Source organism: Streptomyces sp. NBC_01013 (genome assembly GCF_045162765.1).
Taxonomy (GTDB): Bacteria; Actinomycetota; Actinomycetes; order Streptomycetales; family Streptomycetaceae; genus Streptomyces.
This window is the reverse complement of the sequence record NZ_CP108687.1, coordinates 4,247,193-4,263,714: the sequence shown is the minus strand read 5'-3', so window position 1 is coordinate 4,263,714 and position 16,522 is coordinate 4,247,193. Positions and strand designations below refer to the sequence as shown.

The 16,522-nt window shown below is 71.6% G+C and carries 14 protein-coding genes and 1 pseudogene; 8 read left to right on the top strand and 7 right to left on the bottom strand.

Features of this window, described 5'->3' with window-relative positions:
• The first annotated feature begins 14 nt into the window (after nt 1–14).
• From OG538_RS18490 to OG538_RS18480, 3 genes are all read left to right on the top strand, one after another.
• Nucleotides 15–632, top strand: coding sequence for an isochorismatase family protein (locus OG538_RS18490; RefSeq protein ID WP_406094939.1), 618 nt, complete (start codon nt 15–17; stop codon nt 630–632).
• Nucleotides 633–700: 68 nt separating this feature from the next.
• Nucleotides 701–919, top strand: a complete 219-nt coding sequence (locus tag OG538_RS18485) for a DUF6458 family protein (RefSeq protein WP_359081045.1) — start codon at nt 701–703, stop codon at nt 917–919.
• Between the two features lie 123 nt (nt 920–1,042).
• Nucleotides 1,043–3,901, top strand: a complete 2,859-nt coding sequence (locus OG538_RS18480; protein WP_406094936.1) for a BTAD domain-containing putative transcriptional regulator — start codon at nt 1,043–1,045, stop codon at nt 3,899–3,901.
• A gap of 52 nt (nt 3,902–3,953) precedes the next feature.
• Here OG538_RS18480 and OG538_RS18475 read toward each other — a convergent pair whose 3' ends face one another.
• Entirely contained in the window at nt 3,954–5,765 is a 1,812-nt protein-coding gene (locus tag OG538_RS18475) for an NHL domain-containing thioredoxin family protein (protein ID WP_406094934.1), read from the bottom strand.
• A 64-nt stretch (nt 5,766–5,829) separates the two neighbouring features.
• Between OG538_RS18475 and OG538_RS18470 the strand changes: the two genes are divergently transcribed.
• Nucleotides 5,830–6,321 (top strand): LURP-one-related/scramblase family protein, encoded by a 492-nt coding sequence (locus tag OG538_RS18470; protein ID WP_406094932.1) that lies wholly within the window; start codon nt 5,830–5,832, stop codon nt 6,319–6,321.
• A 54-nt stretch (nt 6,322–6,375) separates the two neighbouring features.
• On the opposite strand, the gene OG538_RS18465 is transcribed toward OG538_RS18470, so the two are convergent.
• On the bottom strand, nt 6,376–7,176 hold the full coding sequence (locus OG538_RS18465) for a carbon-nitrogen family hydrolase (protein WP_406094930.1): 801 nt from the start codon (nt 7,174–7,176) through the stop codon (nt 6,376–6,378).
• A 176-nt stretch (nt 7,177–7,352) separates the two neighbouring features.
• Here OG538_RS18465 and OG538_RS18460 point away from each other — a divergent pair, with 176 nt between their 5' ends.
• The gene (locus OG538_RS18460; RefSeq protein ID WP_406094928.1) at nt 7,353–8,177 is read left to right on the top strand and encodes a maleylpyruvate isomerase family mycothiol-dependent enzyme; all 825 of its coding nucleotides are present in this window, start codon (nt 7,353–7,355) and stop codon (nt 8,175–8,177) included.
• 58 nt (nt 8,178–8,235) lie between these two features.
• Here OG538_RS18460 and OG538_RS18455 read toward each other — a convergent pair whose 3' ends face one another.
• Together OG538_RS18455 and OG538_RS18450 are read right to left on the bottom strand one after the other, a co-directional pair.
• Nucleotides 8,236–9,543 carry a nitrate/nitrite transporter gene (locus tag OG538_RS18455; RefSeq protein WP_406094926.1) on the bottom strand — a complete coding sequence of 436 codons (1,308 nt, stop codon included), beginning with the start codon at nt 9,541–9,543 and terminating at the stop codon, nt 8,236–8,238.
• Entirely contained in the window at nt 9,540–10,214 is a 675-nt protein-coding gene (locus OG538_RS18450) for a GntR family transcriptional regulator (protein WP_406094924.1), read from the bottom strand. The genes OG538_RS18455 and OG538_RS18450 overlap by 4 nt, the downstream gene beginning before the upstream one ends.
• 326 nt (nt 10,215–10,540) lie before the next feature.
• Between OG538_RS18450 and OG538_RS18445 the strand changes: the two genes are divergently transcribed.
• Nucleotides 10,541–11,440, top strand: coding sequence for a D-alanyl-D-alanine carboxypeptidase family protein (locus OG538_RS18445; RefSeq protein WP_406094922.1), 900 nt, complete (start codon nt 10,541–10,543; stop codon nt 11,438–11,440).
• Between the two features lie 185 nt (nt 11,441–11,625).
• Here OG538_RS18445 and OG538_RS18440 read toward each other — a convergent pair whose 3' ends face one another.
• The gene (locus OG538_RS18440; protein ID WP_406094920.1) at nt 11,626–12,201 is read right to left on the bottom strand and encodes a TetR/AcrR family transcriptional regulator; all 576 of its coding nucleotides are present in this window, start codon (nt 12,199–12,201) and stop codon (nt 11,626–11,628) included.
• A gap of 141 nt (nt 12,202–12,342) precedes the next feature.
• On the opposite strand from OG538_RS18440, the gene OG538_RS18435 reads away from it, so the two are divergent.
• Nucleotides 12,343–13,164, top strand: a complete 822-nt coding sequence (locus tag OG538_RS18435) for an SDR family NAD(P)-dependent oxidoreductase (protein ID WP_406094918.1) — start codon at nt 12,343–12,345, stop codon at nt 13,162–13,164.
• Entirely contained in the window at nt 13,161–14,099 is a 939-nt protein-coding gene (locus tag OG538_RS18430; RefSeq protein ID WP_406094916.1) for a DMT family transporter, read from the top strand. Before OG538_RS18435 ends, OG538_RS18430 begins: the two co-directional genes overlap by 4 nt.
• Before the next feature lie 33 nt (nt 14,100–14,132).
• On the opposite strand, the pseudogene OG538_RS18425 reads toward OG538_RS18430, so the two are convergent.
• Nucleotides 14,133–14,802 (bottom strand): annotated as a pseudogene (locus OG538_RS18425) (DUF4232 domain-containing protein).
• Nucleotides 14,803–15,102: 300 nt separating this feature from the next.
• On the bottom strand, nt 15,103–16,455 hold the full coding sequence (locus tag OG538_RS18420; protein WP_406094914.1) for a S41 family peptidase: 1,353 nt from the start codon (nt 16,453–16,455) through the stop codon (nt 15,103–15,105).
• Nucleotides 16,456–16,522: the final 67 nt, after the last annotated feature.

The following is a 16,522-nucleotide window of genomic DNA, read 5'->3' as shown; positions in this document are numbered from 1 at the left end:
CAGGTGCCACAGCCATGCCCCGAACCACGCTGCGCCGGCTCAACGGCTTCGACGACACCCCCGCGAAGCTCGCCGACTCGACCCTCGTCCTCATCGACTACCAGAACACCTACACGACCGGCGTGATGGAACTGGACGGCTGGCAGCCTGCGCTCGACGCCGCCGCCCGGCTCCTGACCGCCGCCCGCCGGGCAGGGACCACGGTCATCCACGTCATCAACGACGGCGGTCCGGGCACCCCCTACGACATCCGCGCCGAGACCGGCCGGATCCACCCGAGCGTCGCACCGGCCGAGGGCGAGACCGTCGTCGTCAAGCAGGCACCGGACTCGTTCGTCGGCACCGGCCTCGGCGAACACATCGATGCGGCCGGCAGGAACGACCTCGTCATCGCCGGGTTCATGACCCACATGTGCGTCGCTTTCACCGCTCAGGGCGCCTTCCTGCGCGGCAACCGGCCCACCGTCGTGGCCGACGCCTGTGCCACCCGCTCCTTGCCGGTCGCCGGCACCGAACTGGACGCCGGCCAGGTGCACCACAGCGCCCTCGCCACCATCGCCGACCTCTACGGCGTCGTCGTGCCCACGCAGAACGCCCTCACCCAGGGCCTCCCCCAGCGCCCAGGAGCATGAGTGCGGACGGACCGGGTACCCGCTGCGTACACGGCCCGGAGCTTCCGGCCATCGAGGAGGCAGAACTCATGGGACTCGGAGGATGCATCATCCTCATCGGTGCAGGGGCGATACTCGCCTTCGCGACCGACTGGGAAATGGACACCGTCAACGTCGACATGGTCGGCTGGATCATGATGATCGTCGGCATCATCGGCGTCTTCGTCTACGCGAGCGTGATGCGCCGGCGCCGTATGGTCGTGCCGCCCACCACCACGGTCGTGTCCGAGGACGAACGCCGCCTGTGACCTGGCGGGGTGCGCCCCGCCGACCGGGCGCACCCCTGGCTCGCCGCTCCACGATCCCCGATATTCTGGGCGCTTGTCCGTGACCCGGAACCGGGCGCGTCACACCCGGAAGGGGAGCCGCTCGTGGAGTTCCGGTTGCTCGGCACGGTCTGCGTCGACACGCTGACCGGGCCGCTGCCACTCGGCCCCGCCAAGCGCCGCAGCCTGCTCGCCGCACTGCTGCTGCGCGCCAACACACCCGTCTCCATGGCACGGTTGACGGACTGCCTGTGGGACGACTCCCCACCGCTGCACGCCCGCACCGTCATCCAGGGCCACGTCTCGCGGCTGCGCGCCCTGCTGATGAGTGCGGACGCGGAGGCGTACGGGGTCGAGCTGGCCACACTCGGCGACGCGTACATGCTGCGCGCGCCGGAGACCCTGCTGGACTCCCAGCGGTTCGAGGAACTGCTGATGCTGGCCCGGGAGCAGCGCAGCCCCGCCGACACCGTGCTCATGCTGAAGGAGGCCCTGTCGCTCTGGCAGGGGCCCGCACTCACCGGTACGTACGCCAGCGCTCCGCTCCAGGCCGCCGCCCAAGCGCTGGAGGAGTCCCGGCTGACGACGGTCGAGCAGCTGGCGCGGGCGTACGCCGTGCTGGGAGAGCACCACCGCGCCGCTGCGGTGCTGAGGGCCGAGGTCACCGCCCACCCGCTGCGGGAATCCCTCGCCGCGGCCCTGATGACGGCCCTGTACCGGTCGGGGCGGCAGTCCGAGGCGCTGGACCGGTTCCACCGCACCCGGCGGCTGCTCGCGGACGAGCTGGGCATCGACCCGGGGCGCGAGCTGGCCGACGCGTACGCGCAGATCCTGCGCGGCGACCCGGACCCGGCGGACACCAGGGACGCCGGGAATCCCGGGGCCGGGGTCAGGACGGTGGCCGGGGGCGTCGTGCCGGCTCCCACCGCTCACCGCGATCCCGGTATGCGCGGCGGCGCCTCACCCGCGCCCACCCTCGCCGAGGCCCCCGCCGCACCGTCCCGCTCCCCGCGCGTCCCGCTCCCACCGCAGCCGGGCACCGTGCCGCACCCCACCGATCTGCTGCCCCGGGCTCCCCGAGGCTTCCACGGACGCAGCACCGAACTCACCGCGCTCTCCCGGGCCGCGGCGGGCGAGGCACCCATCTGCCTGGTCACCGGACCGGCCGGAGTGGGCAAGACCGCGCTGGCCCTGCACTGGGCCCGCCGGTCCCCCGCCGCCTTCCCGGACGGGCGGCTCTACGCCGACCTGCGCGGATTCAGCGACACCGGTGAGCCGACCCCCCTCGAAGTCCTGCGCGAGTTCCTGCTCGCGCTCGGCGTCGCCCCCCGCCGGGTCCCGGAGTCCGTCGCGGGGGCCGCGGCGCTGTTCCGCTCCCTGACCGACCGGCTCAGCGTCCTCGTCGTTCTCGACAACGTCCGCGACTCCGCGCAGGTCAGGCAGCTACTGCCGGGTGGCGCCGACTGCGTCACGCTGATCACCAGCAGGCACCGGCTGGAGGGCCTCATCGCCTCGGACGCCGCCGTGCCGGTGCCGCTGGACGTGCTCGAACCGCCGGACGGCACCGCGCTCCTGGCCGGGGTGCTGGGCGAGGAACGGGTCATCGCCGAACCGGCCGCCGCCCGGCGGCTCGCCGTACTCTGCGGCGGACTGCCCCTCGCCCTGCGGGTCACGGCGGCCAGGCTGGCGGGCCGCCCGCAGTGGACGCTCGCGGACATGGCCGACGAGCTGGCCGACGAACGCAGCCGGCTGACCTATCTCGCCGTGGAGGACACGGGGGTCTCCGCCGCACTGCGACTGACCGTGCAGCAGCTGCCGCCGGACGCCGTCCACCACTTCAGCCGGCTCGGCCACCACCCGGGCAGCCATTTCGACCCGTACACGGCCGCCGCCCTCGCGGGCAGCTATCCCGGCGCCGCCGCGGCCGCGCTGGAGCGGCTCGCCGCCGCCCATCTGGTCACCGAGGCCGGGCCCGGGCGATGGATACTGCACGATCTCGTGCGCCTCTACGCCCGTGGGCTCGACCCCACGGCCGGGCCCGAGGCGCTGGCCGGCGTGCTCGACCACTACATCGCCACCGCGCTCGCCGCCGCGGACACCGCGGAACCCGGGGGCGAGCCCTGCTTCATGCTGCCCGACGGCTTCCACCGGCCCGCTGCCGTGCGGGACTTCACCGACCGGGCCGCGGCGATGGACTGGCTCGCGGCCGAGCGCGACGACCTCGCTCTGGCCGCCGCCGCTGCCCGCGCTGCCGGTCTGGAGGACCGGGCCTGGCGGATCATCCTGCTCCAGTGGCCGCTCGTGGTGTGGCGGGCGCGCGACGGCTGGGCCCCGATGCTGGAAGTGGCCCTGGCCGCGGCGGTCGCCCTCCGAGACCCGTACGCCGAGTCCCGGGTGCGTAATCTGCTGGGCTGGGTGCTGTCGGAGGAGGGCAGGACCGCCGAGGCCGTTGCCCTGCTGGAGCCTTCACCGGGACTCGCCCGGCAGACCGGTGACCTGCTCGGCGAGGCGACGGCGCTGATCAACCTGGCGATCGTCCAGGCCGAGCAGGGCGGTCTCGACGTGGCACTGGAGGGCTGCGAACAGGCCCTGGAGCTGGCCAGGAAGGAACCCGACGCTCACACCGAGATGCTCGCCCTCCAGCACCTCGCCCGCATGCAGCTCACCGCGGGACGCCCGCAAGATGCCCTGGACTCCGCACGCGCCGCCTTCGAGCTGGGGCCCGAGCACGAGGAGGCGGCCCGCCGGGTGCTGCTGACGACCGTGAGCGGCGAGGCGCAGCTCGCCCTGGGCGCGGAGGACGAGGGAGTCCGGCTGCTGGATCTGGCGGCGGCGGAGGCCGAGCGCGCCGGGTACGACGAGGGCGCAGCGCGGGCCCTGGAGGCGCTGCTGCGGGTGGTCGCGGCGCCGGAGTACGTGCGGCGGTACGAGGAAGCGCTCCGGCGGCTCGCGGGCGACGGGTGAGGGGGAGGCCGGGGGGGCGGTGACGCCTCGGCCACCCCGGCCCCCGGGTCTCTCAGCCCTGCTCGTCCATGCCGGCGAGCACCAGCGGCAGTCGCGACGCCCCCTCGGCGCTCACGCTGACGGGAACGCCCCAGTCCTGCTGGTGGACGTGGCAGGCCGGGTACTCGTTCGCCGGGTCGTCGTCGCAGGACGCGGCCATCGCGGAGACGTGCAGAACGCCCTCGGTGACGCCGTCGGCGAGGACCAGGTCGCGGAAGAGGTCGGTGCCCGCACCCTCGCCCCCCGCCAGCAGCTCCGGCGGGGTCGAGGAGACCAGCAGCCGGGTCGAGGGCCCGTACCGGGTGTCGAGCTTCTGACCGGCGGGCGCCTGGAACACGACGTCCAGCCGGAGTGTGCCGGGGGCGATCGCGGTCGCCGCGCGCTGGGTCCGGTGCGCCTGGTCCGCGACCCGTACCGCCTCGTCGGGCAGCCGCAGCCGGGTCAGCCGGTGCCGGGCGGATTCGACGACCACGAGATCGCCGTCGACGAGCACGGCGTCGCTGGGCTCGCGCAGATCCGTGGCCAGCGTCGTGACCTCACCGCTCGCCGGGTCGTAGCGGCGCAGGGCGTGGTTGTACGTGTCGCAGACGGCGACGGACCCGTCCGGCAGCGCGGTGACCCCCAGCGGGTGCTGGAGGAGTGCCTGTGCGGCAGCCCCGTCGCGGTGGCCGAAGTCGAAGAGCCCCGTACCGACGGCGGTGTGGACGGCGCCGTCCACGTCGACGTACCGCAGCGCGGACGTCTCCGAGTCGGCGACCCACAGCCGGTCCTCCGTCGCCGCGAGTCCGGACGGCTGGGCGAACCAGGCCTCCGCGGCGGGACCGTCGACGAGCCCTTCGTTCGTGGTGCCGGCCGCGACCCGCACGGTGCCGCCCTCGGGGTCGTACGTCCACAGCTGGTGCACGCCCGCCATGGCGATCCACAGCCGGCCGCCGAACCATGCGACGTCCCACGGCGAGGAGAGGTCGACCTCGTGGCCCGCGCCGCTGGTGGGTGCGCCCTGCCACCACTGGCGGCCGGTGCCCGCGAGCGTGGTCGTCGTACCGGTCGCGAGGTCCAGGGCGCGGATCGCGTGGTTGACCGTGTCGGCGATGGCGATCCGCCCGTCGGGCAGCAGCGCCAGCCCCTGCGGCTCGCTGAACCGGGCGTCCTCGGGGCCGCCGTCCACGAGCCCGCGCTCGCCCGAACCGAAGTGGCGCCGGACGGTCTCGCCGTCCGCGTCCAGCTCGACCAGCCGGTGACGGGTGGTGTCGGAGACCAGGAAGCCGCCGTCGGCGAGCAGCAGGGCCTTACCGGGGAAGCGCAGATGCGTGGCGACCGGCTCGGGGGCCACATAAGGTCCATCGCCCCGGCGCAGGGTGCCCTTCGCGGCGTGCTCGTCCTCCAGCTCCTCCACCAGCTTCTCGATGGCGTGGGCGTGGCCCTCACCGGCGTGCTGGGCGACCACATAGCCCTCGGGGTCCACGACGACGAGCGTCGGCCAGGCTCGGACGGCGTACTGCTTCCAGGTGGCGAGCTCGGGGTCGTCGAGCACCGGGTGGTGGACCTCGTACCGCTCGACCGCGTCGACGACGGCCTGGTGCTCCGCCTCGTGGACGAACTTCGGCGAGTGCACGCCGATGATCACCACGGTGTCGCGGTGCTTCTCCTCCAGCTCGCGCAGCTCATCGAGGACATGCAGACAGTTCACACAGCAGAACGTCCAAAAATCCAAGATCACAATGCGCCCTCGCAGGTCAGCGAGGGTGTACTGCCGGTCTCCTGTATTGAGCCAGCCGCCCTTGCCGATCAGTTCGGGGGCCCTGACGCGCGCACGTGTTGCCATGTGAAGAGTCAACATCACCGTGGCGTCCACACATTCCGCCGGGGGCTCGGGGAACCTGTGAGCCATGAGACTTCTCGTGCGTGAGCGACTGTTCGGCATCGGCGACGACTACTGGATCGAGGACGCGGACGGCCGCAAGGTCTTCCTCGTCGACGGCAAGGCCATGCGGATGCGCGACACCTTCGAGCTGAAGGACGCACAGGGCCGGATCGTCGTGGAGATCAAGCAGAAGCTGCTCAGCCTGCGCGACACGATGCTCATCGAGCGGGACGGCGAACAGCTCGCCAAGGTCAAGCGGAAGCGGCTGTCGCTGCTGCGCAACCACTACCGCGTGACCCTGGTGGACGGCACCGAGCTCGACGTCAGCGGCAAGATCCTGGACCGCGAGTTCGCGGTGGACTACGACGGGGAGCTGCTGGCCCAGATCTCGCGCCGCTGGCTGACCGTGCGGGACACGTACGGGATCGACATCTTGCGCGAGGACGCCGATGCGGGGCTGCTGATCGCCGTGGCGGTGTGCGTGATCGTCCTCGCGGAGAAGGAGCACGAGGACTGAGGGGGGCGGGCCCCTGTTTCACGTGAAACAGGGGGCCTACCGGACGCTCGGCGCCTACGCCCGGCCCATCGGCCGGGCGAGACCCAGCCGGCGGTCCTTGAGCGCGGGGAACTGCTCCCGCGTGGCGGCGACCCTGGCCGGGTCGAACTCCACCGTCAGCACCTCCTCGTCCGCGCCGGCCTCGGCGAGCACCTCGCCCCACGGGTCGACGACGATGCTGTGGCCCGCCTGCTGAACACCTGCGTGGGTGCCGGCGGAGCCGACGGCCAGAACGTATGCCTGGTTCTCGACGGCCCGGGCCTGGGCGAGCAGTGTCCAGTGGGCGCGACGGCGCTCCGGCCAGCCGGCCGCGATGACGAGGGTCTCCGCCCCGGCGTCGACGAGCCCACGGAACATCTCGGGGAAGCGCAGGTCGTAGCAGGTGGCGAGGCCGAGCGTGGTCAGCGGGAGGCCGAGCGTCACCAGCTCGTCGCCGGCGCCCATCATGACCGCCTCGCCCTTGTCGAAACCGAAGCGGTGGATCTTGCGGTACGCGGCGGCCCGCTCACCCTCGGGCGTGAAGACGAGCGTGGTGTTGTAGAGCGTGCCGTCGTCGGCGCGCTCGACGAAGGAGCCCGCGTGCAGCCAGACCCCGGCCTCGGCGGCGGCCTTGGCCATCACCTCGTGCGTGGGGCCGTGCAGCGGCTCGGCCTCGGCCTCGAATTCCGTATAGGCGAAGGCTCCGACCGGCCAGAGCTCGGGAAGGACGACCAGATCCGCACCCTGGTGGGCCACGACCAGCGAAGCCGCGCGCTCCCTACGGGAATTGATGGATTCGTCCGGGTCTACTGCGATCTGGATGAGGGAGGCGCGCACACTACCACCGTCCTGGCATTCGAGCCGTCAACACGGGCCTACGATCGTCACACGAAAGCACTGCCGGGGTGCCTGCTCGCAGCGTAACTTAGCCAGCAAACCTCATCGCCGCCCGCAGCCCGCCGTCCGCGCCCAGCTCTCCAGCCCATGCACCGCAGAACCGCACGAGGGGTCCCGTGACCGTCCATCCCAGCCTCCAGACCTACGCCGACGCCTGGACCCACTCCATCGAGTCGATAGCCGAGCTGGTGAGCCCGCTCACCGAGGGGGAGTGGAACGGTCGTACGCCATGCCCCAACTGGTCGGTGCGCGACATCGTTTCGCACATCATCGGTATGGAGTGCGAGCAGCTCGGTGACCCGCGGCCCATCCACACCCTGCCGCGCGACCTCTACCACGTGCAGAGCGACTTCGCCCGGTACATGGAGATGCAGGTGGACGTACGGCGCCACCACACCGCCCCGGAGATGACCTCCGAGCTGGAGTACACGATCATCCGCCGGGCCCGTCAGCTGCGCAACGAGACGCGCGCCCCGGAGACCATGACGCGGGCGCCGCTCGGCGCCGAGCAGACCCTCGAACTGGCCCTACGGATGCGCGCCTTCGACGTCTGGGTGCACGAGCAGGATCTGCGCACGGCGCTGGGCAAGCCCGGGAATCTGGATTCCCCCGGCTCCGCGATCGTCCGGGACACGCTGCTGCTGGCGCTGCCGAAGGTCGTGGCCAAGGACGCGGGCGCACCGCCCCATTCGGCCGTGGTGCTCGATGTGCACGGGCCGGTGGAGTTCCTGCGCACGGTCAGGGTCGACGCGGAGGGCCGCGGTTCGGTGGACGGTGCGCCGTCGCTGGGGCCCGCGGTGACGCTGGCGATGGACTGGGAGACGTACGTCCGCCTGGCCTGCGGGCGGGTGCGGGCGAGTGCGGTGGCGGACCGGATCAAGGCCGAGGGCGATCAGGACCTGGCGGCCGCCATCCTGCAGCACTTCGCCGTCACCCCGTAACGACCGCCTACGGCGACGCCCGCCCCGGCAGCGGGGGCCGGGCGCGCCGCCGTGGCGGTCAGACGGGCACGTGCACCGCTTCCACGCGGCTGACCACATGGTGCTCCCGCTCTCGGTGCGCGGCCCTCCGGCGCAGCCGCAGAATCTGCACGACGCCGAGCGTCTCCAGGACGAACACCGAGGAGAAGGCGATGCGGTAGTTGTCGCCACTGGCGTCCAGCAGCACACCGACGGCGAACAGGGTGGTCATGGAGGCGATGAAGCCTCCCATGTTGACGATGCCCGATGCGGTGCCCTGGCGCTCCGGCGGGTTGGCCGGGCGTGCGAAGTCGAAGCCGATCATCGAGGCGGGGCCGCAGGCGCCGAGCACCAGGCACAGGGTGATCAGCAGCCACATCGGCGCGTGCGTACCGGGGCGGAGGATGACCGACGCCCACAGCAGCGCCGTCATCCCGACCGTTCCGAGGGCGAGAGGGATCCGGGCCGCGTGGTGGCGGGCGATGACCTGCCCGTAGACGAGGCCGACGGCCATGTTGGAGAGCACCACCAGGGTGAGCAGCTCCCCCGCGGTACCCCGGCTCAGCCCCTGGTCCTCCACCAGGAACGGCATTCCCCACAGCAGCAGGAACACCATGGCGGGGAACTGCGTCGTGAAGTGCACCCACATCCCGAGCCGGGTGCCGGGCTCGCGCCAGGCGGCGGCGATCTGCTTGCGCACGTACGTCGCGCCGGCGTGCTCCGCGGGCGGCGGCTCGAACCCCTCGGGGTGGTCCTTGAGGAAGAGCAGGAGCAGCACGAGCACCACGACTCCGGCCACCGAACTGCCGACGAAGGTGGTGGTCCAGCCGAAGCCGTGCAGCGCCCGGGCGATGACCAGGGTGGAGATGAGGTTGCCCGCCATGCCGAAGAGGGCGGCGACCTGACCGATGAGCGGGCCGCGACGGGCCGGGAACCAGCGCGCACCGAGCCGCAGCACGCTGATGAACGTCATCGCGTCGCCACAGCCCAGCAGGGCGCGGGAGGCCAGGGCGGTCCCGTACGAGGGGGAGAGCGCGAAGCCGAGCTGTCCGAGGGTGAACAGCGCGGCTCCCAGCGCGAGCACCTTCTTGGTGCCGAGCCGGTCGACCATCAGGCCGACGGGTATCTGCATGCCCGCGTAGACCAGCAGTTGGAGGATGGAGAAGGTGGAGAGCGCCGAGGCGTTGACGTCGAAGCGGTCGGCAGCGTCGAGACCGGCGACCCCCAGGCTGGTACGGAAGATGATCGCGACGAAGTAGACGGCGACACCGATGCCCCAGACCCAGGCGGCGCGCCGGCCGCCGGGCGGATCACCGGGCAGGGACAGAGTGGGGGCGGCGGAGCTCACCGGCCCTCACCCCGGACCAGCACCTTGACCCGGCTGACATGGCTGCGCACGACCTGCGCGGCACCGTCCGCGTCACCGGCCCTGATCGCCTCCAGGAGCTCGCCGTGCTCGGCGATGTTGGCGGCGATCCTGCCGGGGTGGGCCTCCATGACAGCGACTCCCATCCGCAGCTGACGGTCGCGCAGCTGGTCGTAGAGGCGGGACAGGATCTCGTTGCCCGCGTGACGGACGATCTCCGCGTGGAAGCAGCGGTCCTTCACGGAAACGGCCGCCAGGTCACCGGCATCCGACAACTGCCGCTGCTCCTCCAGGAGCTCCTCCAGCCGGGCGATCAGCTTCGCCGAGGCGGGCATCGCCTTGCGCACGGCGAACTCCTCGACGAGCAGTCGGGTCTCCACGACGTCGGCGATCTCCTGGGCGGACACCGCGAGCACCAGGGCGCCCTTCTTCGGGTAGAGCTTGATCAGCCCCTCCACCTCCAGCCGCAGCAGCGCCTCGCGTACGGGAGTGCGGGAGACCCCCACGGCCTCCGCGAGGTCCCCCTCGGTCAGGAGCGTCCCGCCCTCGTAGCGGCGGTCCAGGACGGCGTCCTTGACGTGGGTGTAGACGCGCTCGGCGGCGGGCGGCCGCTTCACGGGCGGGCGGACGGGGGACGAAGCTGGGGCAGGCATGGACACAGCATAGATACAACATGCACGCAACGTGGGACGCCTTCCACGATTCGGACGCCCGCGGCGAGTACCGCCCACACCGAGCGCCGCCTGCGCCGAGCGCCGCCCGCCCTCTGCCCGCCCCGCACCCAGCACCACCCGCCCCTGCGCCGCCCACGCAACGCACTGCCCGCCGCACACCTCCTGCACGCGAACCGGAATCGGAGCCCCCGGATGTCGTCAGAAATCACCCCTCAAACGCCACAACCATTTATCGGCCCCATCGGTCTCATCAGCGCGCGGCACCCCTATGTGGCCGCATTCCAGGCGCATTTGGAGCATTCAACTTGAAACTCGGCATTCAGCGCATAAGGCGCGCATCCGCCACCGCCACGGTGGCCCTCACCGCAGGTGCCGTCGTCGCGGGCGGCGCGTTCGCCTCCACGGCACAGGCCGCCACTCCGCCGGCTCCCACGCTCGTCGCCAAGGGCGGCTACGTGATGAACAACGGCACCGGGAAGTCCTTGTTCAGCAAGGCCGCGGACACCCGTCGCTCGACCGGCTCCACCACGAAGATCATGACCGCCCGGGTGGTGCTGGCCACGAAGGGCCTCAACCTGGATTCCAAGGTCACGATCCAGAAGGCGTACAGCGACTACATCGTCGCCAAGGGCGCGTCCTCGGCCCGCCTCATCGTGGGCGACAAGGTCACGGTCCGTCAGCTGCTGTACGGCCTGATGCTGCCGTCCGGCTGTGACGCCGCTTACGCCCTGGCCGACAAGTTCGGCTCGGGCACCACGCGCGCGGCCCGGGTGAAGTCGTTCATCGGAAAGATGAACAGCACGGCCAAGACCCTCGGCCTGAAGAACACGCACTTCGACTCCTTCGACGGCATAGGGAACGGGTCCAACTACTCGACCCCGAAGGACCTGACGAAGATCGCAAGCAGCGCGATGAAGTACTCCACGTTCCGCACGGTCGTGAAGACGAAGTCGACGAAGCAGAAGGTCACGACGAAGAGCGGCGGCTACCGCTACATGTCGTGGACCAACACGAACAAGCTGCTGGGCACCTACAGCGGCGCGATCGGCGTGAAGACCGGCTCGGGCGCCGTGGCCAAGTACTGCCTGGTCTTCGCCGCGACCCGTAACGGCAAGACGGTCATCGGTACGGTCCTGACCTCCACCTCGGAGGCGACCCGCACCGCGGACGCGAAGAAGCTCATGGACTACGGCTTCAAGAAGTAGCCCAGCGGGACGAAGGTGCCCGGCGCGTGCGACCTCGCATGCGCCGGGCACTTCTGCGTCCTGCCGCGTACGGCTTCGCACGAACCGGGCACCTTCGCGTACGCATCCCGGCCCGCGCCACCTCGCACGAGCCGGGAACTTCGCGCGGTACCGGCCGCGGTACCGGTCCGAGCAGTGCCCCCGCTTCAGGCGCGCGGCCCCGCGCCGCGCAGCAAGGTGTCGATGATCCGAGCGGCGAGCGCGTCCGGGTCGGCACCGTCCGCGTTGCCGCGCAGGGATTCCCCGATGAGCGCGTAGTACACGCGGCGCACCCACTCCAGGTCGGCCGCCCCGTCGATGACCTGGTCGGCCTGAGCCCGCTGCAGCACGGCGACGCAGCGGCGGTCGATGTCCTGCTGAAGGACGGCGGCCTCACTGCCCGGCTCCGCCGGCAGCCCCAGGGCGAACGCCCAAGCCCCCTTGACCTGAAGCACATTGGCCGTGATCCGGTGCATCGCCACCAGGGGCGGCGCGGTGTCCGGCCTGCCGTCGTCCACCGCCTGGGCCAGCTGGCGGGCCGCGGACAGCGCCAGCGCCTCGATCAGTGACTGCCGATTGGCGAACCGCCGGTGGACCGTCGTCCGGGCCACTCCCGCGGCCGCGGCGATCTGCTCCATGGACGCCCCCGGGTTCTCGGCGAGCACCCGCTCGGCCGCCTCCAGGACCGCACGCACGCTGCGCTCCGCGTCCGCCCGCAACGATCGTGCCGCCATGTCGCCCATCACGCCTCCCCATCGCCCACTTGACCTGAAACACAGTACATCCAGGATGCAATCCCATCCTTATTTGCGTCACCCTTGTTGCGTTTAACCGAACTACTAGTACTGTCACGTCTCAGTTGCCACCGATCGAAGGAGGAACTCATGCACAGCACCGCCCTCATCACCGGAGCGTCGTCCGGCCTCGGCGCGGAGTTCGCCGAGCAACTCGCCGCCCAGGGCCACGAGGTGATCCTGGTGGCGCGGTCCGGCGACCGGCTCGCCGCGCTGGCCGTGCGCCTGACCACCCGTTACGGCGTCCGGGCCCATGTGCTGGTCCAGGACCTCGCCGAGCCGGACGCAGCCCGTCGGATCGCGGACGAGCTGACGGAACGCCATCTGAGCGTCGATCTACTGGTCAACAACGCCGGCTTCGGCACCTGCGGCCACTTCGACGAGATCTCCTGGGCCCGCGACCACGACCAGCTCATGGTCAACGTCGTCGCCCTCGTCGACCTGACCCACCTGCTGCTGCCCGGCATGCTGGAGCGCGGCAGCGGCGCGGTCGTCAACGTCGCGTCCAACGCCGCCTTCCAGCCGTCCCCGTACTTCGCCGTCTACGCCGCGTCCAAGGCCTTCGTCCTCAACTTCGGCCTCGCCCTGCGTCAGGAGTACCGCGGGCGCGGCATCCGCGTGCTCACCCTGTGCCCGGGCCCGGTCGAGACCGCGTTCTTCGAGACCATAGGCACCCGGAAAGCCGCCGTCACCGGCTCCATGACCACCCCGGAACCCGTCGTACGTGCCGCCCTGCGCGCGCTCGACCGCGACCGCGGCTATGTCGCCCCGGGCCTCAGCAACTCCCTGGGCGCCCATCTGACACCCCGCCGCCCCCGCACCATGGTCGCGGCCATGGCCGAACGCGTCACCCGTAAGGTCCTCGCCGCCCCGTCGGCCACCGCCTCGACGCAGCGGGAGCACGCAGCATGAAGTCCGCCCCCGTCGGCGCCGCCTCGGCCATGCTGCTCGTCGGCACCTCGACGGCCGTCTCCGCCACCATCGCCGACTATCCGGTCTTAGCAGGACAGGCCCTGCGCTATGCACTCGCCGCGACGATCCTGCTCGCCGTGGTGCGCCACCAGCGTCTGCCCCGCGTCCGCCTGACGGCACGTGACCTCGTACTCCTGGCCGCACTGGCCGCCACCGGCCTGGCCGGGTTCAATCTCTTCCTCGTCGAAGCCACCCGGCACGCCGGCCCCGCCATGATCGGCACAGTGGTCGGCGCCGTCCCCCTCGTCCTCGCCCTCCTCGGGCCCTTGATGGAGCGCCGCCGTCCGGCCGTCCACACCGTCGGCGCCGCGCTCGTGGTCGCACTCGGCGCAGCAGTCGCCGCCGGCCTCGGCTCGGGCAGCCTGCGGGGACTCCTGCTGTCCCTGGGCGCGCTCGTCTGCGAGGTGGCCTTCTCCCTGCTCGCCATCCCACTGCTGCCGAGGATCGGCCCGCTTCGGGTCGCCGCCTATCCCGCCGCTCTGTCCGTGCCCCTGCTGCTGGCCGCGAGCCTCGCGCTGGAAGGCACGGACGCCCTGCGGCTGCCCGCCCCCGGTGAGGGCGCCGCCTTCGTCTACCTCGGCGCCATCGTCACCGCGGCCGCCTTCTTCCTCTGGTACGACGCGCTGCGCCGGCTCGGCGCCGACCGCGCGGGCCTCTTCGCCGGCCTCGTACCCGTGGGTGCACTGCTCACCACCGTCGCCCTGGGCCTCGGCCGGGCGGGCCCCGCCGACGTCGTGGGCGCCCTGCTCGTCACCGCGGGCGTCGTCGTCGGCCTCCGCCGGCCCGGTCGTGACCGCCGGGGACCGCACGGCTCACCAGGTGCGCTCGGTGAGCCATCGGCCGACGGCTCCTCACGGTCACCGCGGAAAGCCTGATGCGCGATCCACGAACGCCCCGGACCAGCCGGGTCAGCCGCCCTGGCCGGCGCTGCCGATCGGGCCCACCAGCACCTGCGCACCCTCGGGGCTGTCCGAAGCGGGCAGCGAGCCCTTGCCCGGCCAGTCGAGGGTGACCGACTTCGTCTCGTTGGGCGGGGTCACCACCAGCCCCGTGATGCGGACGCCGGAACCACCCGTCTCGTTGAGCGGGTAGCTGACGGAGAAGTCGATCTCCTTGCCGTTCTTGAGGATGTACGGGTCACCGGGCTCGCCCTTGCGCGTGGCGGAGATGTCCCCCCGCGTTGGTCTTCAGGTCGACACCCGCGAACCCGGAGATCACGCAGTCGGCGCCGCTGCCGTTGGTCAGCGCCACCACGACGGTGCCATCCGGGTCGCCATCGATGAAGTTGTCCTGCGCCGTGATCTTCAGCCCGTCGGTGGTGCACTTGGGGGTCGTGGCGTTGCCGCCGGAGTCGGACCCGGAGCCGGAGCCGGACCCGCCGGCCGTGTCCTTCCCGTCGGAATCGGTGCCGGCGGAGCCGCCCGAGCCCGAACCGCCTCCCGAGGAGGACGCGGCGGAGGCCGAGGACGCGGACGACGGGTCACTCGCCCCCGTGGCGTCGTCTTCGTTCTGGCAGGCGGTGAGCGAGAGACCGGCGGCAACGACCAGGGCGGCGAAGGTGATCCTGCGAGCGCGCATCATTTCTTCCTCAGCATCGGTGAACGGGACCGGCCGCTCCGTACGGGTCCGGTACGAACGGGCGTTACTGGTCCACTAGACCGGTGGGCCCGCCGCCCCGTTCCGCCGAACCACCGCCCAAGACGTGCCTGTTACACGCACAGACTGCCAAAACGCCCCTCCGCGCCAGGTGCGCCGAACCGGCGGACCCCGCCAGGCCTGCCGGGAGGGCACTTCCCGGCAGGGTTCCCGCACTCCATCGCGGCTGCCGCCCGCTGGGACAGACCCGTAACCCGACACACCGGAAGGGCGCGTGGTGTCTCACGACAGCTTCTGCTCCCGGAGCACCGCGACCGCCGCGTCGAAGGCCGAGTCCCGGTCCGTCGCGAACTCCTCCTCGGTGAAGACCGGTGTACGGATGTGGGGCGGGATGCCCGCGCCGTCGAAGGTCTGTCCTCGGCGGGTGAGGAACTCCTCGTTCGGGAGCCAGACCGCCATGCCGCCCGGCAGCGTGCGGTCCAGGGTGTCGGAGAAGACGCCCTGCGTGTTCTGCCCGATGCGGACGGTCCTGCCGGGCCGGTCGATGAGGGCCTGGGTGAACGTCTCGCCCGCGCTGAACGTCGTCGCAGCCGTCAGTACGGCGACCGGACCGCCGTAACGGGGGACGCCGCGAGCGGGCTCCACGGGGACGGGCTGCGGCCAGGTGTACTGGGTGCGCTTGCGGTAGGCGGTGTACGAGGAGTCGGTCAGGCGCCCGGCAAGGTGCAGGCCGAGGGCGTCGGCTCCGCCCCCGTTGATCCGCAGGTCGATGACGAGCCCGGTCAGCGCGGCCGTGCGCTCGGCGGTGAACACCGCGTCCAGCGCCTTGTCGAGCTCGGCCGACTCCGCGGCGTACTCATGCCCCTCCTCGCTGCTGTAGCCGGCGAACCCGGAGAGCCGCAGATACCCCTGCCCGCCGGGCAGATCCGCATAACTGATCCGGCCGTTCCCGAACTCCCGCAGCGGCTTGCCGTCCAGGTCGCTCCGCACGACGTAGTCCTTGACCTTGGTGTCCAGCTCCTCGCCGATCACGGCTGTGCCCGGACGGACCTGGGAGAAGCGCCGCTCGCCGTCGAAGACGGTGACGTGCGCGTCGTACAGCGGCTTCACCATCTCGCTGAAGAGGGTGAAGAGTTCGTCCCTGGACGTGTCGGCGTGCACCTTCGGCCGGTACGTGTCCCGTACGGCATGCCAGTCGATGCCCTTGGCGGCGAAGAAGGGGTAGTTCTCCTCGAAGGACTGCCAGAAGACGTCGAACGTCGTCGTCGGGTCGTCCCCGGATGCGGGCTGCGCACATGCCGCCGGGAGCCTGTCGAGCCGGTGCAGTTCCCGGTACCCGGCCGAACCGGACAGCCGCAATGACCCGGACGCCCGCACCGTGAGGAGCGTCCCGTCACCGGACCTGTACACACCCGGTGCCGTCTGCTTCGCGGGCTCGCCCTCGATGCAGCCCAGCGCGGTGGTCTGGTACTCCTGAAGCCGCCCGTGCGCGATCGACAGGACGGTGCCGTAGCCGTTCACGCGCCAGACGCCGTCCACGGCGGGCCGTGGCGCCGCGGCGGCGGGCACGATCGCCCCACCGGCAAGGGCCAGTGCCACGAGTGCGGTTGCCGCCCTGGAAATCCCGTGTCGCAAGGTGTTCCTCTCCCCGTACGCGATCTGCGTCAGGGGATCGACGATCGCGGACCGCGCGCGGGGGCGA